At 50.0% G+C, this 24627-nt stretch carries 22 protein-coding genes; 10 read left to right on the forward strand and 12 right to left on the reverse strand.

Going from position 1 to position 24627, the window contains the following annotated elements:
- Nucleotides 1-630 precede the first annotated feature (630 nt).
- Both JWG39_RS00135 and JWG39_RS00140 read right to left on the reverse strand, forming a co-directional pair.
- The gene (locus tag JWG39_RS00135; protein WP_240191900.1) at nucleotides 631-1773 is read right to left on the reverse strand and encodes a P-loop NTPase family protein; all 1143 of its coding nucleotides are present in this window, start codon (nucleotides 1771-1773) and stop codon (nucleotides 631-633) included.
- Between the two features lie 163 nt (nucleotides 1774-1936).
- Nucleotides 1937-2527 (reverse strand): hypothetical protein, encoded by a 591-nt coding sequence (locus tag JWG39_RS00140; protein WP_205217318.1) that lies wholly within the window; start codon nucleotides 2525-2527, stop codon nucleotides 1937-1939.
- A gap of 202 nt (nucleotides 2528-2729) precedes the next feature.
- On the opposite strand from JWG39_RS00140, the gene JWG39_RS00145 reads away from it, so the two are divergent.
- Both JWG39_RS00145 and JWG39_RS00150 read left to right on the forward strand, forming a co-directional pair.
- Nucleotides 2730-3179, forward strand: a complete 450-nt coding sequence (locus JWG39_RS00145; protein ID WP_205217319.1) for an Hsp20/alpha crystallin family protein — start codon at nucleotides 2730-2732, stop codon at nucleotides 3177-3179.
- Nucleotides 3180-3260: 81 nt separating this feature from the next.
- Nucleotides 3261-3815: an alpha/beta fold hydrolase gene (locus JWG39_RS00150; protein WP_205217592.1), complete on the forward strand. Its 555-nt coding sequence runs from the start codon at nucleotides 3261-3263 to the stop codon at nucleotides 3813-3815.
- A gap of 3 nt (nucleotides 3816-3818) precedes the next feature.
- Here JWG39_RS00150 and JWG39_RS00155 read toward each other — a convergent pair whose 3' ends face one another.
- The 8 genes from JWG39_RS00155 to JWG39_RS00190 form a co-directional block, all read right to left on the reverse strand.
- Nucleotides 3819-4613 carry an ABC transporter ATP-binding protein gene (locus JWG39_RS00155; RefSeq protein ID WP_205217320.1) on the reverse strand — a complete coding sequence of 265 codons (795 nt, stop codon included), beginning with the start codon at nucleotides 4611-4613 and terminating at the stop codon, nucleotides 3819-3821.
- On the reverse strand, nucleotides 4610-5485 hold the full coding sequence (locus JWG39_RS00160; RefSeq protein ID WP_205217593.1) for an ABC transporter permease: 876 nt from the start codon (nucleotides 5483-5485) through the stop codon (nucleotides 4610-4612). The genes JWG39_RS00155 and JWG39_RS00160 overlap by 4 nt, the downstream gene beginning before the upstream one ends.
- Nucleotides 5486-5643: 158 nt before the next feature.
- The gene (locus JWG39_RS00165; RefSeq protein WP_205217321.1) at nucleotides 5644-6615 is read right to left on the reverse strand and encodes an ABC transporter substrate-binding protein; all 972 of its coding nucleotides are present in this window, start codon (nucleotides 6613-6615) and stop codon (nucleotides 5644-5646) included.
- Between the two features lie 397 nt (nucleotides 6616-7012).
- Nucleotides 7013-7792, reverse strand: coding sequence for a hydroxyacylglutathione hydrolase (gene gloB / locus JWG39_RS00170; RefSeq protein ID WP_205217322.1), 780 nt, complete (start codon nucleotides 7790-7792; stop codon nucleotides 7013-7015).
- Nucleotides 7792-9255 (reverse strand): TrkH family potassium uptake protein, encoded by a 1464-nt coding sequence (locus JWG39_RS00175; protein WP_205217323.1) that lies wholly within the window; start codon nucleotides 9253-9255, stop codon nucleotides 7792-7794. The genes gloB and JWG39_RS00175 overlap by 1 nt, the downstream gene beginning before the upstream one ends.
- Nucleotides 9256-9266: 11 nt before the next feature.
- The gene (trkA, locus tag JWG39_RS00180) at nucleotides 9267-10601 is read right to left on the reverse strand and encodes a Trk system potassium transporter TrkA (RefSeq protein ID WP_205217324.1); all 1335 of its coding nucleotides are present in this window, start codon (nucleotides 10599-10601) and stop codon (nucleotides 9267-9269) included.
- A gap of 393 nt (nucleotides 10602-10994) precedes the next feature.
- Nucleotides 10995-11471, reverse strand: a complete 477-nt coding sequence (locus JWG39_RS00185) for a hypothetical protein (RefSeq protein WP_205217325.1) — start codon at nucleotides 11469-11471, stop codon at nucleotides 10995-10997.
- A 382-nt stretch (nucleotides 11472-11853) separates the two neighbouring features.
- Nucleotides 11854-12237, reverse strand: coding sequence for a RapZ C-terminal domain-containing protein (locus JWG39_RS00190; RefSeq protein WP_205217326.1), 384 nt, complete (start codon nucleotides 12235-12237; stop codon nucleotides 11854-11856).
- Between the two features lie 83 nt (nucleotides 12238-12320).
- Here JWG39_RS00190 and JWG39_RS00195 point away from each other — a divergent pair, with 83 nt between their 5' ends.
- From JWG39_RS00195 to JWG39_RS00205, 3 genes are all read left to right on the forward strand, one after another.
- Complete coding sequence (locus JWG39_RS00195) at nucleotides 12321-13712, forward strand: MATE family efflux transporter (RefSeq protein ID WP_205217327.1); 1392 nt, start codon at nucleotides 12321-12323, stop codon at nucleotides 13710-13712.
- Between the two features lie 97 nt (nucleotides 13713-13809).
- Nucleotides 13810-14553 carry a hypothetical protein gene (locus JWG39_RS00200; RefSeq protein ID WP_205217328.1) on the forward strand — a complete coding sequence of 248 codons (744 nt, stop codon included), beginning with the start codon at nucleotides 13810-13812 and terminating at the stop codon, nucleotides 14551-14553.
- A 1-nt stretch (nucleotide 14554) separates the two neighbouring features.
- Nucleotides 14555-15181 carry an RluA family pseudouridine synthase gene (locus tag JWG39_RS00205; RefSeq protein ID WP_205217329.1) on the forward strand — a complete coding sequence of 209 codons (627 nt, stop codon included), beginning with the start codon at nucleotides 14555-14557 and terminating at the stop codon, nucleotides 15179-15181.
- 395 nt (nucleotides 15182-15576) lie between these two features.
- Here JWG39_RS00205 and JWG39_RS00210 read toward each other — a convergent pair whose 3' ends face one another.
- Both JWG39_RS00210 and lon read right to left on the reverse strand, forming a co-directional pair.
- Entirely contained in the window at nucleotides 15577-17163 is a 1587-nt protein-coding gene (locus JWG39_RS00210; protein WP_205217330.1) for a sensor domain-containing diguanylate cyclase, read from the reverse strand.
- A gap of 1110 nt (nucleotides 17164-18273) precedes the next feature.
- On the reverse strand, nucleotides 18274-20679 hold the full coding sequence (gene lon, locus JWG39_RS00215) for an endopeptidase La (RefSeq protein ID WP_205217331.1): 2406 nt from the start codon (nucleotides 20677-20679) through the stop codon (nucleotides 18274-18276).
- 296 nt (nucleotides 20680-20975) lie between these two features.
- Between lon and JWG39_RS00220 the strand changes: the two genes are divergently transcribed.
- The 5 genes from JWG39_RS00220 to JWG39_RS00240 all read left to right on the forward strand — a co-directional run bounded on the left by JWG39_RS00220 (nucleotide 20976) and on the right by JWG39_RS00240 (nucleotide 24603).
- Nucleotides 20976-21341: a hypothetical protein gene (locus tag JWG39_RS00220; protein WP_240191902.1), complete on the forward strand. Its 366-nt coding sequence runs from the start codon at nucleotides 20976-20978 to the stop codon at nucleotides 21339-21341.
- A gap of 19 nt (nucleotides 21342-21360) precedes the next feature.
- Entirely contained in the window at nucleotides 21361-22485 is a 1125-nt protein-coding gene (locus tag JWG39_RS00225) for a D-alanyl-D-alanine carboxypeptidase family protein (RefSeq protein WP_205217332.1), read from the forward strand.
- Between the two features lie 6 nt (nucleotides 22486-22491).
- Entirely contained in the window at nucleotides 22492-23400 is a 909-nt protein-coding gene (locus tag JWG39_RS00230; protein WP_205217333.1) for an ABC transporter ATP-binding protein, read from the forward strand.
- A 1-nt stretch (nucleotide 23401) separates the two neighbouring features.
- Nucleotides 23402-24169: an ABC transporter permease gene (locus JWG39_RS00235; RefSeq protein WP_205217334.1), complete on the forward strand. Its 768-nt coding sequence runs from the start codon at nucleotides 23402-23404 to the stop codon at nucleotides 24167-24169.
- 191 nt (nucleotides 24170-24360) lie between these two features.
- Entirely contained in the window at nucleotides 24361-24603 is a 243-nt protein-coding gene (locus tag JWG39_RS00240; protein ID WP_369130551.1) for a glutathione S-transferase N-terminal domain-containing protein, read from the forward strand.
- Nucleotides 24604-24627: the final 24 nt, after the last annotated feature.

Here is a 24627-nt window from a genome sequence, read left to right on the forward strand (position 1 = left end):
TAAAGATCAGCTGGTATTAATCATGCTAATATCATGCCAAACGAGAAAAAGTGCTGCGCAACTTGCTTTTTCATCTCTATTTCAAGGAATTACAAGCAGAGACGATCTCTTCTTCGTGGAAAAGACTTGTGCATTTTTGAGATTTTCAGTGTTACAGATCTTCAATTTTGTCACGTTAGAGACAGACGTTATCAGCGTTGTATGGATTGATAATACCATTTCCATTTTGTATTGGCGGATTCAAAGGCAGGGACGGGAAAAGGGAGACAGGAGACGGGAGACAGGAAAAAACGGAAAGACAAAGACTGGATGGCCAGCGAAACACGTGAAAGGACGCATTCCCATTTTCCCGGTCAATAAGAGCTGTCCGCTAAAACTTACTAAATAAACAAAAAATCCAATAGTTATACAGCAAATAATTTCAGTATGATTTTGAGATAAACTCTCATTACGCCTCAACCAGATGAAATTTTCAGACATAAAATAGCTAATACCCTTTACATTTTGTATTAACCAGATAACACAACTGCGTAGACATCTTTTTTGGCGATTACGAATGGATAAACAGGATGTAAAACGAGCATAACGTAATAGAAATGGTCTAATCATCTGAAAAAGGGCAAAAGACCCTCACGCCTCTTCCTCCTCTTTTGGTGAAACAATCTCTGCCACCGACAATTCAAGATGCTCTATGCCAATACCGGTATAGCGTTGAATCATGCTGCAGATATAGTTGCGCAGCTCCTCAAGATCACTGTTGATATTCATGCCGAAGGGAACAATCAGGTCAATCTCAACACTAAAACCGGAGGAGAGCACCTTAATCTTCAATTTTTTTACCCTGACACTGCTGTCAAACTCATCAATGCAGTGAAAAATCATCTGCGATAACGCGGCTTCGGTGATAGTTACCTTACCGGAGCGCCGCTGTTGACCTGCAAAATCAGGTCGAACAATCGATTTTTCAAAAAACTTTGATTGTTTTCCCTCTTCCTTCTTTTTGTCCCAAAAGAAAAAAATCTTGATGGTATCAGCGAGGATTCGAGAATAGTCACGTTTAATTTCAATAGCAGGGACAGGAATAACATGCTTTCCCTCCTCCCGGGACTTTATGGCAGCTTCAATATCTTCTTTACTGGCAATCTCTTCAATCGTGATGATCTGGGTAATGGGCGGCAGGTCAAGACGATCAGCCACCCGGTGTACCATTTTGGTTGAAGTCCCGAGCAACAGCAGTTTTTTAACCTTGTGTTCCTTGATGGCAGCCATCACCATGTCACGGTGAGCATCTTCAGTGAACAGCGCAGTTTTGATGGCATTGAGATAACCGGCAGCCTGTTTGGCGGAACGCCCGGCGACAATAATATCGCCGTAGATAAGAAGTCCATCATCAATAATGAAAGAGACACCAAGTTTTTCCGCCAGCAGCCGCGCACGAAAACTCTTGCCAGTACCACTCTTGCCGACAAGGGCGTACACCGTAACGCCGGAGATCTTGTTTTTCACCCGTGAGAAGAAATTATAAATTTCCTTACCGGTGAAATAGATCCACTGATTATCGCCTTTTTTTGCAGTATCCTTTGCAGGATCACGCTTTGAGGATTCGTGTTTTCCCTTTTCCTCTGTGTCTTTTCGTAACTCAGACTTCTCCGCGTCGTTTGTATCAGAAGATGCAGCAACAACCGGCAAATTGCCCTCTGCGTCTTCTTCAAATTCCGTATCAAAGGTTTTACCCTTCTCTGCTTTCCTCTTTTGATTATCTTTATCGACCATAATTTTCTACAGGATTCCCATTAGGGTATCTTGAATAACCAGTTTTTCGCCCATCTTCTTCGTTACAGTCAAAAATTTATCCTCGGATATCAGACATATACCTGTGGTAAATTTCCTCCTGTGCCTCGAATATGAACGAATGCAGGCTGTTTCAAGGTACCCGTTAATCAACTTGAAAGGTCTCTATTTCACTTCCTTTATTTACCATACTCTCTATATTTTCAAAAGCTTTCACCACCGGACGCATCATGGCCCGGAGTTCAGCCATGGCCGGGTCATCCGCTCCCAGCTCCAACTCCGCCTGTGTGCACAGTGCAGTTCCCTCAAGGAGCCACTGCCGCACATCGCCGACGAGATCCTGCCGCTGCAGGTGCTTCTCTTTCTCCTGCTCAATGAGTGGAAAAATCCGGTTAATGGAGACGGTGACGAGAGCATCCCTCGGCGTATTGTACTCGCTGGAGACCTGCTCAAGATTTTCCAGTGTTTTCTTTGAAATGACGTACGTCTTCGCTACCCGCCTGCTCTCGCTCGGGAACGTATCAAACTCCCTGGCAATCGCTGTCAGTGCCTCCATATCTGCAATGAGGTGATCAAAAAGCGATTTCTGCTTGATTCCCAGCTGACCGGCGAGCAGAGACAGCGCACGAATCGACTGCTCAGGCAGTTTAAAAGTTGTGCGTACCGATTGCCTGCCACGAAGACTGGCCGCCTCCCCGCCACCGATCGGCAGTTGACCAATTCTTTCCTGATCCATTACATCTCTCCTTATGATCCCGTCATCTTGTTACTATAAATATAGATTAATAAAAGTAATTTTTTTATTTGACACACAACGCCCGATAATTATTGTATTGGGCAGAAAAGAAAAGGCGCTGAAGAAAGCGCACAAAACAACGAAACCTTGAATATACAATGAGTTGGCATGAGGTTTCTACAAGCACATGGAGGTATATATTATGAGCGTCGTACGGTACAATCCACACTCTGCAGCACAAAGAAATCAGACCGATTTCTCCAATCCGATGTTTGATGATTTTTTCGCTCCGTTTGCATACATAACTGAAGCTCTGGCAAAAAATCACGATTTAGGACCTAAAGTAGATATCTTCGAAAAAGACAATAAGATCTTTATCAATGCCGAGATGCCGGGCGTTGCCAAAGAAGATATCAACGTAGATGTAAAAGGCAAGGTGCTCACCCTGAGCGGCGAGCGAAAAAGCGAGGAAGAGATCGAAGAAAAAAATCTCTACCGGCGCGAATGTCATTATGGCAGCTTCGAGCGGAGTTTTACCCTTCCTTTTGATGTGAAAAGTGAAGATGTAAAAGGCAAGTTCAACAATGGAATACTCAAATTGGAAATTGCCAAACCAAAAGTAGAAACCGTGCAGAAAATCGCCATCAGCTGAAGAGAGAAGAAGGGACAAAGGCTGTTCGTGCTCACAGGTAAAGAAAGGCGGATGCAACTTCGGTTGCATCCGCCTTTCTTTATGCCCGGTTTCACCCATAGAGGAATTCTGTGGTATCATTGTTGCTGTCTGCTGTTCATCTCAAACCTCAAGAAGGAACCTTCCATGAAAGAAACCTTTTTCCTCCACGGCCTCGATTCTTCCGGTAACGGAACCAAAGGTCAGTACTTCGCCATGCACTTCCCACAGATTAAACGCCCCAACTTCACAGGTGACCTTGACGAACGCCTTGAAGTATTTGAACGGCTCACCGAAGGGCAGGACAACCTTACTCTTATCGGTTCCAGCTTTGGCGGTCTGATGGCAGCCTGTTTTGCCATAAAATACCCGACCCGGGTTACGCAGCTGGTGCTCCTCGCCCCGGCGCTCAACTACCACTACAGCCCACCTGCGGAAAAACTGCCCATTTCCACCCTCGCGGTGATCGGGAGACATGATGTCGTCACCCCTCCGGCAATCACCGGGCCACTGGCCGAACAGAGCTTTAGCAACCTTGATCTGCGGCTTGTGGACGACGATCATCTTCTCCATCACACCTTTCAGCAACTGGAATGGAAAAAGATTCTTGGCGAATAGACTCTACCCGAGCAACAGAGAATCCGTCGCCAGCTCCTCGCCCTGAGCATGATAAAACTGCTCCAGCAAATCTTTCACGGTCAGGCCCGCCTTTTTCTCTCCACTGAGATCAAGCAGAATTCGCCCCTGGTGAAGCATGACCAGTCGATTTCCAAAGGCAATGGCGTGGTTCATATTGTGGGTGATCATCAGCGTGGTCAATTTCTGCCCCTCCACGATCTCTCTCGTCAGGCCAAGAATTTGTCCAGCTGTTTTAGGATCAAGCGCTGCAATATGCTCATCAAGCAACAGCACCTTCGGCCGCACCGCCGTAGCCATCAGCATGGTAAGAGCCTGACGCTGGCCGCCGGAGAGCAATCCAACCTTGTCGAGCATTCGATCCTCCAGCCCGAGCTGCAGTCTGGCCAGTGCTTCACGGAAGAGTATGCGGTCTGCCGTTTTTACTCCCCGTCCCAGTCCTCTCCTCTTGCCCCTCAACGAGGCAAGCGCGAGATTCTGCTCAATGGTCGCCGCCGGACAGGTGCCGAGCAGAGGATCCTGAAAAACCCGCGCCACCAGTGCTGCACGACGGTATTCCGGCCAGTGGGTCACATCCATCCCGTCCACCTCAATCTTCCCGGAATCGGGGAAGAAGGTCCCCGCGATACCATTCAGAAGAGTCGATTTCCCCGCTCCGTTGGAACCGATTACAGTGACAAAATCTCCCTCTTCCAGATGAAGGCTGATTTTATCGAGGGCAAAAACCTCATTCACACTGCCCTTATGAAAATATTTAATGATATTGGTCAGGGTAATCATCGCTGAAAAAGCCTCCTTTTCAAACTCGGAGTAATCATTGCCACCACCACAAGCACGGAGGTGAGCAGGTTGAGATCACTCGGATTGAAAAACGCCAGTCCGAGAGCAAAACCAATGGCCAGTCGATACAGGATCGAACCGAGGACTGCGGCCAGCAATGCCTTCGTCAGGGTCCGGTCGCCAAACACCGTTTCCCCGACAATTACCGAGGCCAGCCCGGCAACGATGGTTCCCACCCCCATGCTCACATCTGCAGCCCCCTGATGTTGTGCCACCAGCGCTCCGCTCAACGCCACCAGGGCGTTGGAGAGACCGACCCCGAGAATGATAATAAAACTGGTATTAACGCCAAGACTGCGGATCATCTGCGGGTTGTCACCAGTAGCCAGCACCGCCTGCCCCAGTTCAGTCGTGAGAAACCAGATGAGCAGCAGCAGAACCACCGCGCTGACGCCGACAAAAACAATCAGTTCCGGCCAGGGGCTGGGGAGACCGAGACTCAGCCCCCAGTCAAAGACCGTCTGCCGGCCAAGCAGCGCCACATTCGGACCGTCCATGATGCGGATATTGATTGAGTAGAGCGCAGTCATGGTGAGGATGGAAGCGAGCAAATGAAGAATGTGGAAGCGCGTAGTCAGCACCGCCGTTACCATTCCGGCGAGAAAACCGCCGCCCATCGCCAGCAGAAGCGACAACCAGGGATTCACCCCGCTGGTGATTGCCACCGCAGAAATAGCCGCACCGAGGGGCAGGCTGCCATCCACGGTGAGATCGGGAAAGTCGAGAATCCGAAAAGTAAGATAGACCCCAATGGCCATAATGCCGTAAACCAGCCCCTGCTGCAGGGCCGCGTAGAATGCGTAGAGTGTCATCGTGTTATGATAAAAAGCCGGAGATCCCGGTGCAGTATGTGAGAGAAATCCTGCACAAAGGAAGGCCACCGGCAATATCTGCCGGTGGCCTTTTTTTGCGCAAGTGCTGTTATGGGAACATCGAATATGAACGAAATACGAGCTGTTCCAGGGCCCCCTTATTTATAAACCTTCGTTGCCCGATCCAGCATTTCCTGGGGAGGAGTGACGCCCATCGCCTGCGCCGATGGCAGGTTGATCCGCAACTCCAGTTTTTCCTGATACTCCACCGGTAAATCGCCGGGTTTCATCCCCTTGAGAATCTTTTCTGCCATCGCCCCGGCCTGCCGACCATGCTCATAGTAATCCATGCCGAGGGAGGCTGCCGAACCGCGTTTTACGGAATCCACATCCGCCGTAAAGAGTGGAAAATCAGCGTCCTGTGCCACTTTGACCAGCGCCTCAATGCCCGCAACAATGGTGTTATCTGTGGCAACAAATACCGCATCCACCCGGCCGGCGAGACTGTTGGCCGCCTGATAGACATCCGCAGTCTTGCCCGCAGTCGCCTCCACCACCTCAAAGTTCTCTTTATCCGCCAGCGCCTTCAACTGTTTAAGCACCGCCTTCGAGTTGGTCTCACCGGGATTATAAATATAACCGAGTTTTTTGAAGGGTCCCATAAATTCCCGGATCATCGCCAGCTGGAGATCAAGCGGAAGTTTATCGGAGATCCCGGTGACCATTTCTGGCGGGTGAGCTGCATCCTTGACCAGTCCCGCAACAACAGGATCAGTGATACCGGCAAAAAGCACGGGCCGCTTCATCTCCCGGGGTGCACGATCCATCGCCTGCACACTGCTCTGAGCCGACGGAGTAGCAATGGCAACGATAAGATCCGCGTTTTCCCCCACCTGTTGACGACCAATCTGTCCGGAGGTCGCCATGTTAGCCTGGGCAAGATGAACAATAAATTTCACATCCATCCCCTGCTCTTGCAGATAATCCTGCAAGCCCTGACGAATAGCATCAAGTGATGGATGCTCGACAAACTGGTTGATGGAAAGAGTCTGACTCTTCGCCAAAACGGCACTGGCACCTCCGAGTATCAGTCCCATGGCAAGCAGTGCCGCACAGATCTTCCGTTTCATAATATTTTTCACTCTCTTGTTTTTTTGTACGAGTTCCCGTGCACACTGCCGGGAACATCGAATAATACCATTTACAAAAAGGAACCACGAATGGACACGAATAAACACGAATTATTACTCATTCGTCATCGCCAAAAAAAATGTCTACGCAGTCGCGTTCTTTGGTCAATACAAAGTGTAAATGGGATAAAGCATTTTTTCGGTGGTAAAAAAATCTTTTGTTGTTTCGTCTTTCACAAGAGCACCTTAAGCCGTCTCATCCCACAACGGATGTTATCAAGTTTTGTTGCCCTGTTTTTTCCTGTCTCCTGTCTCCCGTCTCCTGTCTCCCGTCTCCCGTCCCCCTTCCTTTGAATCCGCCAATACAAAATGTAAATGGTATGGCTCATGTTGCGTATTACGCAGTGTCCCGCGCCCGTCGCAAAGCGATGAATACAGCCAGTGAAGGATCTCCCACAACGGTGTCCAGATGAAATTTTTTCTGCACTGCCGTTATCAGCGAAGGCTCTGCGCAGCGCAGAAAAGGGTTGGTACGCCGTTCAACTCCAAGGGTGGAAGGAACAGTGGATCTCCCTTCCTCACGCAGTTTCGTCACCTCGCGCAGCCGTTCCTGCAACGCGACATTGCCATTATCGATGGCGGCGGCAAACTGGAGATTTTTCAAAGTGTATTCATGACCGCAGCAGACCAGTACAGCATCGTCAAGTGACGTGAACTTCTCCAGAGAATCCTTCATCTGCCAGGCTTCACCCCCAAAAAGTCGGCCGCATCCACCACCAAAAAGGGTATCTCCGGTAAAGAGATAATGACCAAAGAGGTAGCAGATGCCACCCTGTGTATGCCCCGGCGTAGAGAAAAGCTGAGCCTTACAGCCGCAGAAATTCACACTGTCACCCTCTTCCAGCCCCTTTTCGGCTCCGGGGATGAGCGGCAGATCTGAGCTGCAGCAGAAGACTTCCGCCTGCGGCCAGCGTTTTTTTAACTCGGCAATCCCTTCCACATGATCGTTATGGTGATGGGTGCAGAAGATATGGGTCAGTGTCGCACCGAGTCGATCGAGTTCCCGCAGCACTGGCCCGTCATCAGAGGGGTCAACCACCGCAGCCTCACCACTCTCTTCACAAAAGAGCAGCCACGCATAATTATCAGAAAAGCAGGGTACAGACAGGACTTTCATTATTTCTCCCTCACAAAACGCCAGAATTCCGGGGTCAGCATGATCAGGAAGGGAATAAGTTCGAGGCGACCGGCAAGCATGTCTATCGTGAAGATAATCTTCGTGGAAACGTACAGATTACCGAAGGTGCCCATGGGCCCAAGATCCCCAAAGCCTGGCCCCACATTGCCAATAGTGGCAAGGGTGCCGACAAAACCGATGGAAAAGTCACCTTCAATCATACTGCAGAGAAGACCGGAAAACAGCACCAAAACGAGATAAAAGAAGAGAAAACTGAACATTTGTCGACCAATATCGCTGGAAACAGGGGTGCAGTCGATTTTGACAGGCAGCACCGCCTGTGGATGTATCAGCAGAGCAATTTCCCGCTTCAGCCAGCGCCAGACAAAGAGAATCCGTACCACCTTCACACCGCCACCGGCTGATCCGGCACAACCGCCGATAAACATCATGGTCAGGAGTACCGCCTGCGCCGGGATCTGCCAGAGGGCGAAGTCAGCGGAAGAAAAACCGGCAGTAGTGAGGATGGAGACCACCTGAAAGGCGGCGTCGCGCAGGGCATCATTGATTGAATCGTAATTCTCTCTGAGCAGTAACGCGGTGAGCAGTGCTACGGAGACAACAATCACACTGAGATAAAGACGCAGCTCCTCACTGCGCAGTGCCATACGCGGCCGACGGCGAAAAAGGAGCTGGTACTGCATGGCGAAGTTGGCTCCGGCCAATACCATAAAAACAGTAATTATCCAGGTAACGGCGTTGTTATTGTAACCGTAGATGGAAAGCGGATTGGGTGAAAAACCACCCGCAGCGAGGGTGGTCAGCGAGTTGCAGAGCGCATCATAGAAAGGAAGCCCTGCCCCCATAAGCGCCCCAATCTCCATGAGAGTAAGCAGCAGGTAGACAAGCCACAACCCCTTGGCCGTGTGGGCGATACGCGGTGTCATCTTTTCTTCGGTCGGGCCGGGTGCTTCGGCAAAAAATATCTTGCGTCCCGCCACTCCAAACTGTGGCAGCACGGCCACAAAAAGTACGATAATACCCAATCCTCCAAGCCACTGGGTGAGACTCCGCCAGAAATAAAACGCACGCGGGTAGAGGCTGAAATCGGTGAGGATGGTGGCACCGGTAGTGGTCAGACCGGAAGCGGATTCAAAGAGCGCATCCACCGGCGAGAGGCCGAAAAAGAGGTAGGGCAGGCCGCCCACCACAGAGGCAGCCCACCAGGTAATGGCAACAATAAGCAGCCCCTCGGTCCGCTTGACATCATCGAAATCTCTTTCGCTGCGGCCCTGGTACCGGCAGATGAAACCAATACCGGCACTGATGGCGGCAGCAAGGATAAAGGGGAGAGACTCGTTGAATTCGCTGTCGGCAAGAGCGAAGAGCACCGGCAGGAGCATGACCACTCCATAGGCGAGGAGAATGACACTGAGTGCGCTGGCTATACGTTTAAGGTTCATGGCGATTTATATCAGGTAAAGAAAAACTCACGAACCTTTTCGGAATCTTCTTTCATGGTAAAGATTTCCAGCTGATCCCCCGGGCTGAGTAGAGTTTTGCCATTGGGGATAATTAACTCCCGATCACGCAGGACGGTTCCCACTACCGCCCGGACGGGCATTTTGATATCTTTGAGCGCTGCCGACGTATATTCCTTCGGCAGGGTAAGCCGCAGCACCTCGCCACTGTCACCCTCCAGAACTGCCACCACATTCACATCGTGGGCCTGCACACAGTTAAGCACTTCCGTCAACGCGGAAGCTTTCGGCGAAACCACAACATCAATTCCCACATGCTCAAAGACGCGATAGTTTTGCATGGTTTCGGCGCGGGTAATGATTCTCTGGCTGCCGAGCTGCTTGACCAGCAGGGAGCACAGGAGATTTTTTTCATCGTTGTTGGTAATACAGATACAGGCATCAGCTTTGGCAATGGATTCACTCTCAAGTAAATCCAGATCGGTGCCGTCTCCGTTGAGAACCAGGGTGGTCTTTAAGGTATCTGCGAGCATATCGCAGCGTTCAGCATTCACCTCAATAAGTTTAACCTTTACCCCGATTACCTCAAGGCGCCGGGCGAGCATGAACCCGACCTCACCACCGCCAATAATAGAAACCCGTTTCACCTCGTTGCGACTGTGGAAAAATCGCGCGGCAAGATCGTCCAGCGCTTCACTCCGGCCCAGAAAGAAGACCTTGTCCTCTTTCTCAATCACTGTCTGCCCATCTGGAATGAAGAGCTTCCCCCCGCGCATGATACCGCCGATCAAAACCCCTTTCGGGAAATCACACTGCAAAATCATCCTGCCCGCCATTTTTGACTCCTCCCAGATCCGATATTCAAAAAGCCGCGCGCGGCCACCGGCGAGGTATTCCACATCGAGGGCATGAGGGACAGAAAGAATGCGGAAGATATCCTGCACAAGAAGATGTTCCGGCCAGATCACCGAGTCGAGGTCATAACGGGTACGGTACTGACTGCGGGCACTGCTGGCGAAATTGTGATTGAGATCAGCTTTGGAGATGAAACAAATGGTCTCAATATCACCGAGTTTTTTCAGGGTCCAGCAGGCAACAATGTTGCCTTCATCCAGTTCGCTGCAGGCAATAAAGAGTTGCTTTTTCCCGGCATCGATCTCTTCAAGCAATCCGATATCCCCCGCGCTTCCCTGGACGATGCTCACATCAAGATCAGTGAAGCGCTTCCCGGGGAATGCTTCACTGAGCAGAGTAACATTGTGCTTCTGGTGAAGACGGGAGGCGAGCAGAAAAGCCACTTCGGTAGCACCATAAATAAGTAATTCCATTTTTTTCTCTAGTATACAGGGGATCCGCAAAAGGGATGGACTGGAGACACCTGATAACGGGTTCCGGAAACAGGGGGGATACTACCACCAAACAGCCAGCAACAAAAGAAAACATAGAATAATCATCCATCTTCTTTGTTCCCCTCAAAAATGTATCCTCGGAGGTAAGCGCCAGACTCCAGGTAAGCGCTGGACTCCGTGATCAAAATCATACCTGCTGGAAATGTAACGTCTCAATATGTTATGGAAAAAGACAAAGACAAAAAGGGAGAAAGGAGGCAGGAGGCAGAAAAAAAGGCCATACCCGCTTTTCGCGGGTATGGCCTTTTACTTTCTCAGAAAATTGCAGGATTTCAACCAGGAGCTGGGAATCCTTTTCTGCCGGGAACTTTCTTATTGTCCGTCATCGATTATTTCAACGGGGACAGGAACCGGAACGCCCATTCTCATGCCACGTTCCATCCCCTGCCTGTAATAACCTCCGTCATTTCCGCGTCCCATTCCGTGTTTCATACCCATACCGCCGAGACAGCCGGCAAGCCCGGCTGTCTGAGCTTTGGTCTGCAGAGTATAACGCAGGTCAAAGATCTCACCGGCGAGGGCCGCAGCCTGACTGGCATTCGGGGAAGCACCCAGCATCACTGCCTGGTACTCGGCCCTTTTCATTGCCAGTTGTTTACGCAACCCGGCATTCTCAGTCAAAAAGGTATTCACTTTCGTCTGCATGGCTGCATCAAACTGTTGCATCTGTACCCTGCTTACAGGGCAATACACAGTATTGCCGTCATTTCGATGTCCATTATATGCCAGAACGGATCCAGCGGTTAAACAGGTTACGGCAATGACTGCTGCAGCAATTGTTTTTTTCATGATTATTCTCCTTGTTCGTTACACGGCCCGTTACTGCGAGCCAGTTAAATCAGCATTTTTGCTGATTCTGTTCCCAGAGTATGGATACTTCCCGTCTGTTATAAATATTGTTCTTTCTGATCGAAAAGCAAAAATTTTATCTCAAAAGAAACTGAACCCCGAGTCCTTATCCCGGCGCCCTTTGCTTTTATAAAGCAATCATCGTGCCATATATAATATTTTCTGTAACACACAGGAATTTCGATATTATTTTAGAGAAAAAAAATACCCGGCCGCGAAAGAAGAGTAAAAAATACCCGGCCACAAAGAAACAACCGGGTATTTTTTACTCAGAAGGGAAGTACAAAGAAGGGGAAAGAGGGATAAATCAAATCTGTTATACTCAGAAACTGTCCTTTTCCATATCACGGTGAAATAACTCCACCGGATACTGTTCGGAGAGCTGCGCGGCAAGGAATTCGGTCATGGCGACGGAACGATGTCGGCCCCCCGTACATCCAATAGCCAGCCGCAACACCTCTTTGTCCGCAGCTGCCTGTTGAACAAGCCACAGGCGAAGCAACTCAAGCAACTGTCCCTTCAACTCCCTCCCTTCACTGCTGTCCAGCACGTAAGCGGCAATTTCCCCGTCCTGCCCATTGCGGGCCCGAAGAGAATCCTCCCAGAAGGGATTCGGCAGACAACGGATATCAAGGAGGAAATTTGTATCACGCGGACAGCCGTATTTATACCCGAAGGAGAAAATTACCAGCTGCATTTTGGCCATGACAAACTCCAGTGAAAAGGGATGACGCCCGGAACAAGAAAGACTATCCTGCGACCCGTCTGCATCAATAATCCAATATAATTATGAATATACTATTACAACTTTTCCATATAACTCCAAAGCGTTACCTGCAGTACCGAACCGTCTTGCGCGTCTGCCTGCCACTGGTTCTGAGTCTGTCGGCCACGACCATGATGGAATTCACCGACCGCATCTTTCTTGCCAACTATGAGATAGATGCCATCTCAGCAGCCCTGCCGGCAGCCAGCGTCTCCTTTCTCTTTCTGGTTTTCTTCGGTGGCGTCAGTGGTTATGCAGGAGTTTTCATTGCCCAGTACACCGGCCGGGGTGACCACCGCAAGGTGGGCAGCGTTCTTTGGCAGGCAATATGGTTTTCACTGGGGGCGGCAGTGGTTATTTTTATACTCGGTCTCTTCGCCGAACCCATTTTCGCCTTCGTTGGTCACACCGCCAGGGTGCAGCAGCTTGAGCGCACCTACTTCTCCATTCTCTGCAACGGCTCGGTGCTGCAGCTCACCATGGTTACTCTCAGTGCCTTTCTCACCGGCCGCGGACTGACCCGTCCGGTGATGGTCATAACTTTTATCGGCGTTATCATCAATATTCCCCTCGATTACGCCCTTATCTTCGGCCATATAGGCTTCCCGGAGTGCGGTATCGGCGGTGCTGCCATCGCCACGGTATTCTCCTGGATGGTAAACACCCTGCTGCTCGCCATCCTCATTTTCACCCGCCACAACAATAAAGAATTCGCGGTCTTTGACGGATGGCGTTTCCACCGTAAACGCTTTTTCCGTCTCATGCGTTTCGGTATCCCCGGGGCGATGCAGTTCACCACTGATGTTGCCACCTTCACCTTTTTCATTCTGCTGATCGGTCGCATCGGCGGGAATGCCCTTGCCGCCACCAACATCGTTTTTTCCATCAACTCCCTCTCCTTCATGCCGGCGATGGGAGCTTCACAGGGAGTGAGTATTCTCGTGGGACAGGCACTTGGCCGGGGCAAACCAAAGCAGGCAAAAGACGCTGTACGCCGCGCCTCGGAAATGCTTTTTTTCTATGTTCTGCTGGTTGATATCGCCATGCTGTTCTATCCTGAGGTTCTCCTGTCACCTTTTTTTGTAGAGAACGGACCGGAGGGACAGGCTGTACAGGAGATGGCGGTGATACTGCTGCGCATTGTGGCAGCCTTCCTGTTTTTCGATGCCTTCTACATGGTTTTCAGCGGGGCCCTGCGCGGAGCGGGTGACACCGCCTACATGATGTGGGCGGCGGGGCTCACCGGAATCTTCACCATGGTACTGCCTGTGTGGGTGGGTATTGTGTTCTTTGATATCAGTATCACCACCGCATGGTTTGCAGTGCTGGCTTTCCTCGCAATAATCTTCACCATCTCCCTGCGACGATACCTCAGCGGGAAGTGGCAGAAGATGATTGTGATTGAAGAGGAGTGAGGATAAGACGGAAAAAGGCCCTGCCTTTACATTCGCCAATAGAAAGTGAAAATGGCATTTAGTGAGGTCATAACTTAATCGGAATGGTATATATCCAATGCAGGCAGACAAATTACCAGCAGCGGGAGGCTGGTGCAAAAGGTGCGGCAGGTACCACAGCATCCCCCCCGGCAACACACTGAAAGAGGCAGAGCGCCTGCTTGAAAACATCCTCCAGGCAGAAAGTATAGACCTCTTCACCCCGCCTCCACAGCGGAACCGCGCCTGCTCTGCAGACTTTCTTCTCGGCGAAGCGCGAGGCAAGATGTTCGGCCTGCTTGAATATGTAAATTGTAAAGGAGAGCAGGGTTTCCTCCGCGCTTTTTCCGGTCAGTACAACGGCCGCTGGCTGGTACCGGGTTGGGTACCGCCGGTGATTGATCCGGCAGTGTTTACGAAAATTAACGCCACTCTGGAACCTGCCATTAAAGTAATCAGCAGGGAGCTGAAAGAGATGGCGAAAGATGATCCCCGCAGGGGAAGACTGAAGCAGCACCGCCGCGAACTCTCTCGTCACTTCAACCTTGAGGTGCGCAACCTCTACCGCCTGCGCAACTTCCGCGGAGAGAATGCCGGACTGGAAGAAATCTTTGCCGGACGGGGCATTCCTACCGGTACCGGAGAGTGCTGTACGCCGAAACTGCTTCACCATGCGGCATGCAACGATCTGTACCCCCTGGGATTATGCGAGTTCTTTATCGGTCGGCAGACTCGCTCAGGCAGCTGTCACCATGGGGAATTTTATCTGCCCTGCGACACGAGGTGTGTGCCGCTGCTGGGCTTCATGCTCTGCGGACTCTGAGATGAAAATTATTTTTGCAGATGAATATATTGTTGTAGCACACAAACCCGGCGGGCTTCTCAGTGTACCAGGCCGAGGCCCGGAGAAACAGGACTGCCTCTCTGCCCGGTTGCGCCGGATATACCTCGACATGCCGGAGCAGCCAGCGGTGCATCGGCTGGATATGGCGACCTCCGGGCTGCTGGTCTTTGCCCGCACAAAGGCGGTTCACCGCAACCTCTCCTGCCAGTTTGAACGACGGGAAGTGGAAAAGTTTTATGAAGCAGTGGTAGAGGGTTTTGTACCGCAGGAAACGGGGGAGATTCGCCTCGCCTTTCGCCTTGATGTAGAGAACCGCCCCCTGCAAATCTACGACCCGGAACGGGGCAAACCCGGCATCACCCGCTGGCAGCGACTCGCCGTGCAGGACAGGACCACCCGTCTCCGCCTTCAGCCGCTCACTGGCCGTACCCATCAGCTGCGGCTGCACTGCGCCCACCACCTTGGTCTCAACTGCCCGATTGTCGGCGATTTTTTCTACGGCAGCGGAAAAGATGGCACCCGGATGCTGCTGCATGCCACAGACCTTGCCTTCCACCATCCGCAGAACGGAGAGTGGTTACAGTTTCACAGTCCTGCCCAATTTTGATGGTTGTCTGCTTTTTCCATCTCACAACAGCGCAGATACCGGTCTGAATTCAAGTAATACCATTTACATTTTGTATTAACCAGAGAACACAAAGAGTAAAGATAGAACAACAGCAATTCTCTGTTTAATTTTAAAATCTTTTTTAAAGTTTTTTGCCTTTATTCGCATGTTTCGAGCTTTTATTCGTTGGCAAAAAGTTTTTCGCTGTTCCGTCTTTTGCTTTTCCCTGTCTCCCGTCTCCCGTCTCCTTTCTCCCGTTCCCTGCCTTTACATTCGCCAATAGAAAGCGAAAATGGCATTGAGTAAGATCACAACTTAATAGGAATGGTATAATAAGTGCGACACATTTACCAGCACCCACACCAATCGTAGACCGATTTTGTTCAAAAAACAGGCTATGCAGTCCACAGAGTACAGGCGCTTTTCCCTGATTTTTTGGAGTCATAAAGGGCCATATCTGCTTTTTTAAACAATTCACCGAAATCGCTGTCATCATCGGCAACCACGGCAATTCCGATACTGACAGAGATATTTGTGTGCGGGAACATCCGGGCAACGTTTACTCCAAACCCTGTTCGCAATTGCTCAGCGCACTGTTTCGCCATGTCCACGCTTTCCACCTGAGGAAGAATAATGGCAAACTCATCGCCGCCAAGACGAAATATATTTTCAGCGAGAAAAAGCTCCTGCAGCAAGACGGAAAAGGCGACCAGTACTTTGTCTCCTTCATCGTGACCATGCTGATCATTGACTGCCTTAAAGTTATCAAGATCCGCAAGCAACAGTGCTGTACCCAACTGACAAGGGGTTTTTCGCATACAATCCTGAAGACTGCGCCTGTTCATCAGTTTGGTCAAATAATCGGTGTGAGCATCGATGAGCAGCTTGTTTTTATATTGGTGCTCGAGAGTAATATCTATAAAAAGGTACACATGACCAGCCAGTATGCCAAATATATCCAGAAGGCTTTCTTGATGAATTTTTAGGACTTTATCTTTTGAAAGAAGCAACGTACCCTCTTTTCCCTTCTCGATAATCCATTTTTTACTGCGCGTAAATGATTTGGATTCATCGATTAAAAATTCAACTTTTTTCCCGATGAACTCGGTACGATCAAGAACAAAGATGTCGATAAATTTTTGGTTAACACTTGTAATATTCCTGTCTTTGTCCGTCACCATGACGGCAAAAGGCAGTCCCTCAATCAAAATATTCAATTCGACCAGCAAATTCTGTAAGCCGGTTACATCGTGGGCGCACCCAACTGTACCGATAACCTTACCATCGGTGTCTAAGATCGGTGATTTATAGGTTTTAAACTTACGAAGTTCATCACCGCATTTCACAGTTTCTTCAAACAGGCAGGTTTCCTTTTTATTGAGAACAATTTCTTCGGACTCCAGACAGATATATTCGCCCTGGCCGTATTCATCAGGTTCAAGGTCCCAGATGTAATAATGCCCACGATTTTTTATCTGAGCCTTCGTTTTATTGACGGTCCGGCAGAAACTGTCGTTGACTTTCAGATGGGATCCCCGCACATCTTTGAACCAAATCAAGTCGGGGAGACTGTCTATCAAGGTATCCAGACATTTTTCGCCAAGTACAGACTCTTCTCGTTCTTTAAAACGCTTTAAGATCCTGGCAAAAGAAGTCTGGGGCTTGCCACCGACAAAAGGTTTGATCCAGACCTGGTCAAAGAGGTGGTAACTCTTCGCCAGAATGGGCAAACTCTCGGGAGTAAAACAACCTATCACGGCAACGTGTTCATCTTTGACAGCCTGAATGTGCTCCATAGATTCCGGCGTAACGGTTTCAAAATCAAGGATAATGACCGAGTATTCGTTCAAGTTGGCTTCATCGACATTTGGAGAGCTGAGAAACTGATGTGAAAACTTTTCCTCCGGTTGCACCTCATGGAGAAGCCTTTCGAGTTGAGGGTCCTGTGTTGCAATAAAGATTTGTAGTAACCGATGATACATCGTTTAACTCCTTAACTCCTCGGCAACAAAAAGTAAAAGAACAGCCAATAACTGCTCCATGCTCAGTTACTCTAAATTCCGAAAAAATATGCTTGTGAAAAATGCGGAGAACAGACCGCAGCATCCACGAAAATTGAATGTGTTGAGGCCTGTCCAGAAATGACTTTTCGTTCAAGTTTAAGGTCTGTGAAAATATTTTAGTCCCTGGCTGGTGAAACGACACTCTTTTGAATTTATAGTTGTCGATATATTGATACGTTAGCAGTATCTGCCGGCTCAACTCAGCTGCTATGCACTATAGTACACTATATGAAGAGGGTTCTCGTAAAGGTCAAACTGCTGCAGACACTCTTTTTACCATCATCCATCATTACCGGTTTCGTCACTCTCGGACTCGGCACTTTTGGGCTGGATGTATTTCCCCACTGAGTGGAAGATAACTGGCGTGAACTCCCGGGACAACTGATTAATACTATTCCTATTAAGTTATGACCTTACTGAGTGCCATTTTCTATTGGCGAATTGACAGGCAGGGGGATGGGAGACAGGGAAAAGCAAAAGACGGAACAGCGAAAAACTTTTTGCCAAAGGAAAGCTCTAAACATGCGAATAAAGGCAAAAAAACTTTAAAAAAATATTTTAATTAAACAGAACATTGCTACCAGTTTATTCCATGTGTTACAAGTCATTCCACCGTTATCGTTACGTTTACCGTCACCGTGTAGACAAGGCATGCCTTGTCTACACATCATCGCTGGAATCACTGTTGTACTGATTTTCACCAGTGATGAATGCCACCGTTATCACCATTGTGATCAATTTTGTATCCTGTTTATCTATTCGTGGTTAAAAATGACAAAAGGAACCGCGAATGGACACGGATAAACATGAATTATTACTCATTCGCAATCGCCAAAAAAGATGTCTACGCAGTCGCGTTCTCTGATCAATACAAAATGTAAATGATATAACACCGTCTTTGCTGCACTCTTTATCTGTGTCATTCTGCCTTGTCCCAGAAAGATCTGCACAGAAAAAAGGGAGAGCGCCACTGGCACTCCCCCTTTTGATATGCAACCGATATGCAACCAATTCAACATCACAGGTCTTTCAAGGGAAACAGATTTCCCTCGCTTCATCAAAATTACTGACGAAATGCACCTTCAACCCCTTGCGAATATGCTCGGGTAACATCTCAAAATCCTCCCGGTTCTCCTCCGGCAGCAACACTTCTTTCACTTTCGCCCGCCGCGAGGCAATCATCTTCTCCTTCACCCCGCCAATGGGCATCACGAGACCTGTCAAACTCAGCTCCCCGGTCATGGCAACCCCTTCACGAAGAGGTCTTTTTGTCACCAGTGAATAGAGGGCACAGGCCATGGTAATCCCGGCGGAAGGGCCATCTTTCGGCGTAGCTCCGGCGGGAACATGGAGATGAATGAGGTGTTTGCGAAAGAACTCCATCTCCGTTTTCTTCTTCACGATTGAACGAATATAACTGTAGGCAATCTCTGAAGACTCCACCATCACCTTGCCGAGCTGTCCGGTCTGCTTGAAACCAGGGGAACCGGTGAGAATGGGCACCGCTTCAATGGGCAGAGTCGTACCACCAAAACTGGTGTAGGCAAGGCCCGTAACCACGCCCACCCGCGGAGTACTGAAAGGAGAGGTTTTCGAGAACCATCGTTTACCGAGCAGGTCCCGCAACTCACTTTTATGGATGCGAATCTCCTCGTCCGGCGCCTCCAGCACTCTGGCAACCGACTTGCGCAGTATTTTTTTAATGCAGTTTTCCAGGCCCCGCACTCCGGCCTCCCGCGCCCAGCCGTCTATAATCTCACTTAATACGCCCTTGGAGATAATAACCTGCTTCTCCGTCAGACCATGCTCTTTGATCTGTCTGGGAATAAGATGACGCCGGGCAATTTCCACCTTTTCCTCAAGGATGTACCCGGGAAGCTGGATCACCTCCATGCGGTCCATCAACGGGCCGGGGATGGTGTCCATCTGGTTGGCCGTACAGATGAAGAGGATTTTCGACAGATCAAAGCGTACATCAAGGTAGTGATCAAGAAAGTCGCGGTTCTGCTCGGGATCAAGGACCTCCAGCAGGGCCGATGCGGGATCACCCTGATAGCTTACGCCGACCTTGTCGATCTCATCCAGCATGATTACCGGATTAGCCGTCTTGCAACTCTTTACCGCCTGGAGAATTTTCCCTGGCATGGCCCCTATATAGGTCCGTCGATGTCCCTTGATCTCCGCTTCATCACGCATCCCGCCGAGGGAGAAACGGTAAAACGTACGCCCGAGACTGCGCGCCACCGAACGGCCGATAGACGTTTTCCCCACACCGGGAGGGCCCTGCAGCAGCAGGATGGTGCCGGAAAGGTCCCCCTTCAGTTTCCCCACGGAGATTAACTCAAGAATGCGGTCTTTCACATCCTGCAGGCCGTAGTGGTCGTTATCGAGGATTTTTCGCGCCTGCTTTACATTATAACTGTCTTTGGAATAGATGCCCCAGGGAAGCTGGGTAAGCCAGTCAAGATAATTACGGCTGACATTAAATTCTGGAGAAGAGGGACCGAGCAGTTTTATCTTCTCCATCTCCTCGTTAACAGCCTTCAGTGCCTCCTCCGAGGGTTTTAATTTTTTCAGACGTTTCTCAAACTTCTCTACCTCGGCCTCATTGTCATCTTTGGCCAGCCCCAGCTCTTTTTTTATTTCCCTGAGCTGCTGCTTGAGAAAAAATTCCCGTTGCTGTTTAGAAAGTTGCTCCTCAATGCGCCCGGAAATTTTCGCCTTCAACTGCGAGATCTCCACTTCATTGCGCAGCAGAACCAGTACTGCTTCAAGGCGTTCCCGAACATCAAGAATCTCGAGGATTTTCTGCAGTTCAACACCACTTGAGGTCGTCATGGAGGCAGCAAAATCAGCCAGCGATCCGGGATCACTCAGGTTGATACGCTCAATGAGCAGATTTAACCCCTCTTTGAAGAGCGGGTTGTGATTGACAAGGTCTTTGATACAGTCAATAATGGCTCCGGAGTAAGCCTTAATCTCATCACTGCGGGTGTTGCCGGAGGTCTCACGATACTCCACCCTGGCAAAGAAGAGGTTATCGCTCTTACGTATCGACTTCACCTCAAAGCGCTCCCGCGCCTGGGCCAGCACCTGCAAAGGCTTTCCCTCTTTGGGCGGAGAAACCTGCATCACTCGCCCGACGGTACCCATCGAGTGAAAATCCTCTCTACCCGCAGGCGGGACAACATCCCCGTTACCGGCAGTTTTCTGTAACAGGACACCAAAATAAAGTGGCCGGTCTTCTTTGAGAAACTTGAGCACCATTTTCCCGAGGTTGACATCGTCAATAACGATCGGTCCCATCATCTTCGGAAACATGGGGCGGTCGTGCACCGGAATAATTACAATCTCCTCCGGTAATTTTTCAGAAGGAACAACGAGGAATCGTTCTTCGGGCTCTTCGATTTTATCGAGAATAATTTCTTCAGCCATGCTGTCTCCTTTTCCTGAAATTATGGGCATGAATACTCCCCAAATAATAAGCCGAAAATGACGGGATGCAATCCTTCACAGCTGTGCAACAGACAGCGGTCAGACAATTCCCCGAATCGCCCCATGCTCGGACTCCAGATCAGACAGCCGTCCGTTTTTCCTTTTTTCGCGGCCCTGTAACACCGGGCAGACAGGCTCTTTTCGGTCCCCCTCTTTACATCTTTGACCCACTGGGATATTTTGTTGTGCTTATACTGTAAAAGAAACCCTAAAGGATATTCTCCAGGAGTAATTCAATGGCAAAGAAAAAGGCCTTCACAGGTTCGGCAAAAACCGCCAGCGCACTTCGCGGGCAGTCAACTGAAAAAAACGCGCAATCTCCCTCCATCACGGCGATGGTGTGGTATCGTGAAGAGGAATACCCGGCTCTGCTGGAGTTCTTTTCCGACAGGGATCTCCTGCCCCTGACCTGGCAATCCTGGCACGAGCGTGCCGAGGCCAAACAGCAGGAAGTTGAAGCTGCCGGAACCCAGGTGATAAAAGTATTTATCGATCTTGCAACGTTCCCCGAATGGTGTCGTTCTCGTGGAATATCGCCCGATGCCGAAGCACGTTCCCAACTCGCCATTGAAGTTGCTCAATCTCAATCTTTTTCACTGTAGTCATCAGAGAGAGGAAACTATGAATCGGGCCATTCTCATTATACTTCTGCTTCTGCTCCTTCCCGGCGAAGGCTTCGCCGCGCGCAGGCACCTCGACACCAGCTCCCGAGACCCCTATGTTTCGGCGCTCGCTCTCGACGCCGACACCGGTAAAGTTTTCTTTGAGTCTAACAGTAACACCCCCGTCTGGCCAGCTTCGGTCCTGAAAAGCATGACCCTTGCCGTAATTCTCGACCAGCTGCAAAAGGGTCGCATCAGCCTCTCCGACATGGTGCAGATAACCCCCGAAGCAGCATCAATGGGTGGTTCACAGGTTTATCTTGATCCCAAGGAGAGTTTCAGTGTAGAGGATCTTCTCTACGCCCTGATGGTTCAATCCGCCAACGATGCGGCGGTAGCGCTTGCTCTCCACGCAGCCGGTTCCACAGAAGCCTTCGTTGAGATGATGAACAACAAGGCGAAAGAGCTGGGGATGACCCATTCCCACTTCTACACAGTACATGGCCTGCCGCCCTCTAAAGGACAGGATGTGGACGTAACTACCGCACAAGATCTTGCTCTGCTTGCGCAATATCTTGTGAAAAATCCCCTGACCCTGAAACTTGCCAGCACCAAAGAGAAAGACTTCCGCAACGGCGAATTCATCATGCGTAATCATAACAATCTCCTTGATGACATGGTAGAATGCGACGGTTTGAAAACCGGTTACTTCAAGGCTGCGGGCTACTCCATTGTCGCCACTGCCCATCGCGACGGCAAGCGGGTGATCGCCATTGTCATGGGCAGCAGCAAGCGCCTCACTCGCGACGCACGGGCCCGTGAGCTTCTTCTGCGTGGTCTGACGGCACTGCGGTCTGGCAGCACTACTACAGGCTCGGCCGTAACCACTGTTACACCACAGGGGAAAAACGTTTCCGCTGACCAACAGCACAAACGTGATCCCGGAGCTGCCATACAAATCCTTGAGAGTAACACCAGCCCTGTTCCCGGAGCAACAGGCGCCGCCCCGCAGGCCCCGGGAAAAGAAAGTGGTCACAACTACATGACCTTCATCTGGGGACTTCTTGCCGGTCTCGCCCTCTGTCTCATCGTACTGGTACTATACAAACGCCGTCGCCAGTCCCCTTACCGTTACAACAGGTAATGCAACATGACCACACTGAAGATCGAAGATCTGCACAAAACCTATAAAGGCGGTTTTGAGGCACTCAAGGGCGTCAACCTGGAGGTTGACGAAGGAGATTTTTTCGGTCTCCTCGGCCCTAATGGTGCGGGTAAGACCACCATCATCGGTATTATCACCTCACTGGTCACCAAAACCAGCGGCCGGGTAGAGGTTTTCGGTATTGATATCGACAGAGATTTCCCGGCGGCCAAACGGATGCTCGGTGTTGTTCCTCAAGAGTTCAACTTCTCCCAGTTTGAAAAGGTAATAGATATCGTCATCCAGCAGGCCGGCTACTACGGCCTGAAACGAGAGGAAGCTCTCTCCCGGGCAGAAATCTACCTTAAACGCCTCAGTCTCTGGGACAAACGCGACAATCAGGCGCGCCAGCTTTCTGGCGGTATGAAACGACGGCTGATGATCGCCCGCGGACTTATCCACGAGCCAAAACTGCTCATTCTTGATGAACCCACCGCCGGAGTAGATGTGGAACTGCGCCGGGGCATGTGGGAGTTTCTCGAAGAACTCTCCGCTGAGGGACGCACCATCATCCTCACGACCCACTATCTCGAAGAGGCAGAACAGCTCTGCAACAAGATTGGCATTATTAACGGGGGCCGGATAATCGCCAGCAGCAGCACACGGGATCTTCTCCACAAGCTTAACCACGAGGTGTTACTTTTTGAGAGCCGCGAACCACTGCCAGAAATACCAGCCCTCGGGGGTATTCCTTTTGTGCGTTTGCACGACACCAGAGTGGAGTTCAACAAACCAAAAGAACTGTCCCTTAATGAGATTTTCTCTCACTTCAGCGCCAATGCGGTGATTATTGATTCCATGCGCAACAAAAGCAATCGCCTCGAAGAGCTGTTCCTCGAAATGGTGAAACACTGATATGAATTACAGCCTCATCTGTCTCCGCTCCATCGTTCGCAAAGAGATTACCCGCATTTTCCGTATCTGGGTCCAGACTCTTGTGCCACCGGTGATCACCATCACTCTCTACTTCCTCATCTTCGGCGACCTTATCGGTTCCCAGCTGCGAAACATTGAAGGATACAGTTACATGGCCTTCATAGCCCCGGGACTGATCATGATGGCAATCATTACCAACTCCTATACCAATACCGTTTCGAGTTTCTTCAGTGCCAAGTTTCAACGTAACATAGAAGAACTGCTGGTCAGCCCCGCACCAACCTGGGTGATAATCCTCGGCTACGTCTCCGGTGGCATGACCCGCGGGCTCATGGTGGGAATTCTGGTCAGCCTCGTCAGCCTCATCTTTGTCACTCTGCCGGTCCACAATCTCTTCTTTATTCTTCTCTTTGCCATCCTGACAAGTTTCACCTTCTCTCTTGCCGGAATGCTCAATGCCATTTTTGCCAAAAAGTTTGACGATGTCACTATCATCCCCACGTTCGTCATTACGCCACTGACATATCTCGGCGGCGTTTTTTACTCCCTTTCACTGCTGCCGGATTTCTGGCAGACAGTTTCGAAGATCAATCCTATAGTCTACATGGTAAATGGCTTTCGCTTCGGCTTCCTCGGCATCAGCAGTATCAACGTCTGGGTGGGAGCGGGCATGCTGGGAATCTTCTCCATCACCCTCTTCTCCATCAACTGGTGGCTGCTCTGGAAGGGAATCGGAACCCGAACCTGAAAAAAGGGAACCTTGAATAACCAGTCTTTCGCCCATCTTCTTCGTTACAGTAAAAAATTTATCCTCGGAGGTAAGCGATAGACTCCGATATCAATCATATACCTGCGGTAAATTTCCTCCTGTGCCTCGAATATGAACGAAATACAAGATTATTCAAGGTACCCAAAAAACATCTTTGAGGAAAAAACATGATCAAACTGTATCTACGTGCGGACTGCCCCTATTGCAATAAAGTGCTGAACGCTGTTGAGAAAATGGGACTGAAGGAAAAAGAAGACTACATTATTATTAATGCACAGGCGGGGACACCCGGTCGAGACATGGTTCTGAAGACAGGTGGCAAGGCGATGGTACCCTTCCTCATCGATGGAGATCACTCCATGTATGAAAGCGATGACATCATCGCCTGGATTGGGAAAAAGTATGCAAAGTAAGAGTACCGGGCGGAAGCTGATCTC

The sequence above is a fragment of the Desulforhopalus vacuolatus genome (assembly GCF_016918505.1).
GTDB lineage: Bacteria > Desulfobacterota > Desulfobulbia > Desulfobulbales > Desulfocapsaceae > Desulforhopalus > Desulforhopalus vacuolatus.

Bases quoted from the DNA above. Each gene is read 5' to 3' on its own strand.
- JWG39_RS00140 (WP_205217318.1), bottom strand. From the start codon at position 2,527: ATGGATCAGGAAAGAATTGGTCAACTGCCGATCGGTGGCGGGGAGGCG.
- JWG39_RS00230 (WP_205217333.1), top strand. From the start codon at position 22,492: ATGACCACACTGAAGATCGAAGATCTGCACAAAACCTATAAAGGCGGT.
- JWG39_RS00200 (WP_205217328.1), top strand. From the start codon at position 13,810: ATGCAGGCAGACAAATTACCAGCAGCGGGAGGCTGGTGCAAAAGGTGC.
- JWG39_RS00190 (WP_205217326.1), bottom strand. From the start codon at position 12,237: ATGGCCAAAATGCAGCTGGTAATTTTCTCCTTCGGGTATAAATACGGC.
- gloB (WP_205217322.1), bottom strand. From the start codon at position 7,792: ATGAAAGTCCTGTCTGTACCCTGCTTTTCTGATAATTATGCGTGGCTG.
- JWG39_RS00165 (WP_205217321.1), bottom strand. From the start codon at position 6,615: ATGAAACGGAAGATCTGTGCGGCACTGCTTGCCATGGGACTGATACTC.
- JWG39_RS00225 (WP_205217332.1), top strand. From the start codon at position 21,361: ATGAATCGGGCCATTCTCATTATACTTCTGCTTCTGCTCCTTCCCGGC.
- JWG39_RS00155 (WP_205217320.1), bottom strand. From the start codon at position 4,613: ATGATTACCCTGACCAATATCATTAAATATTTTCATAAGGGCAGTGTG.
- JWG39_RS00135 (WP_240191900.1), bottom strand. From the start codon at position 1,773: ATGGTCGATAAAGATAATCAAAAGAGGAAAGCAGAGAAGGGTAAAACC.
- JWG39_RS00145 (WP_205217319.1), top strand. From the start codon at position 2,730: ATGAGCGTCGTACGGTACAATCCACACTCTGCAGCACAAAGAAATCAG.
- JWG39_RS00205 (WP_205217329.1), top strand. From the start codon at position 14,555: ATGAAAATTATTTTTGCAGATGAATATATTGTTGTAGCACACAAACCC.
- lon (WP_205217331.1), bottom strand. From the start codon at position 20,679: ATGGCTGAAGAAATTATTCTCGATAAAATCGAAGAGCCCGAAGAACGA.
- JWG39_RS00160 (WP_205217593.1), bottom strand. From the start codon at position 5,485: ATGACACTCTACGCATTCTACGCGGCCCTGCAGCAGGGGCTGGTTTAC.
- JWG39_RS00195 (WP_205217327.1), top strand. From the start codon at position 12,321: ATGAATATACTATTACAACTTTTCCATATAACTCCAAAGCGTTACCTG.
- trkA (WP_205217324.1), bottom strand. From the start codon at position 10,601: ATGGAATTACTTATTTATGGTGCTACCGAAGTGGCTTTTCTGCTCGCC.
- JWG39_RS00150 (WP_205217592.1), top strand. From the start codon at position 3,261: ATGCCCGGTTTCACCCATAGAGGAATTCTGTGGTATCATTGTTGCTGT.
- JWG39_RS00235 (WP_205217334.1), top strand. From the start codon at position 23,402: ATGAATTACAGCCTCATCTGTCTCCGCTCCATCGTTCGCAAAGAGATT.
- JWG39_RS00175 (WP_205217323.1), bottom strand. From the start codon at position 9,255: ATGAACCTTAAACGTATAGCCAGCGCACTCAGTGTCATTCTCCTCGCC.
- JWG39_RS00210 (WP_205217330.1), bottom strand. From the start codon at position 17,163: ATGTATCATCGGTTACTACAAATCTTTATTGCAACACAGGACCCTCAA.
- JWG39_RS00220 (WP_240191902.1), top strand. From the start codon at position 20,976: ATGGCAAAGAAAAAGGCCTTCACAGGTTCGGCAAAAACCGCCAGCGCA.
- JWG39_RS00185 (WP_205217325.1), bottom strand. From the start codon at position 11,471: ATGAAAAAAACAATTGCTGCAGCAGTCATTGCCGTAACCTGTTTAACC.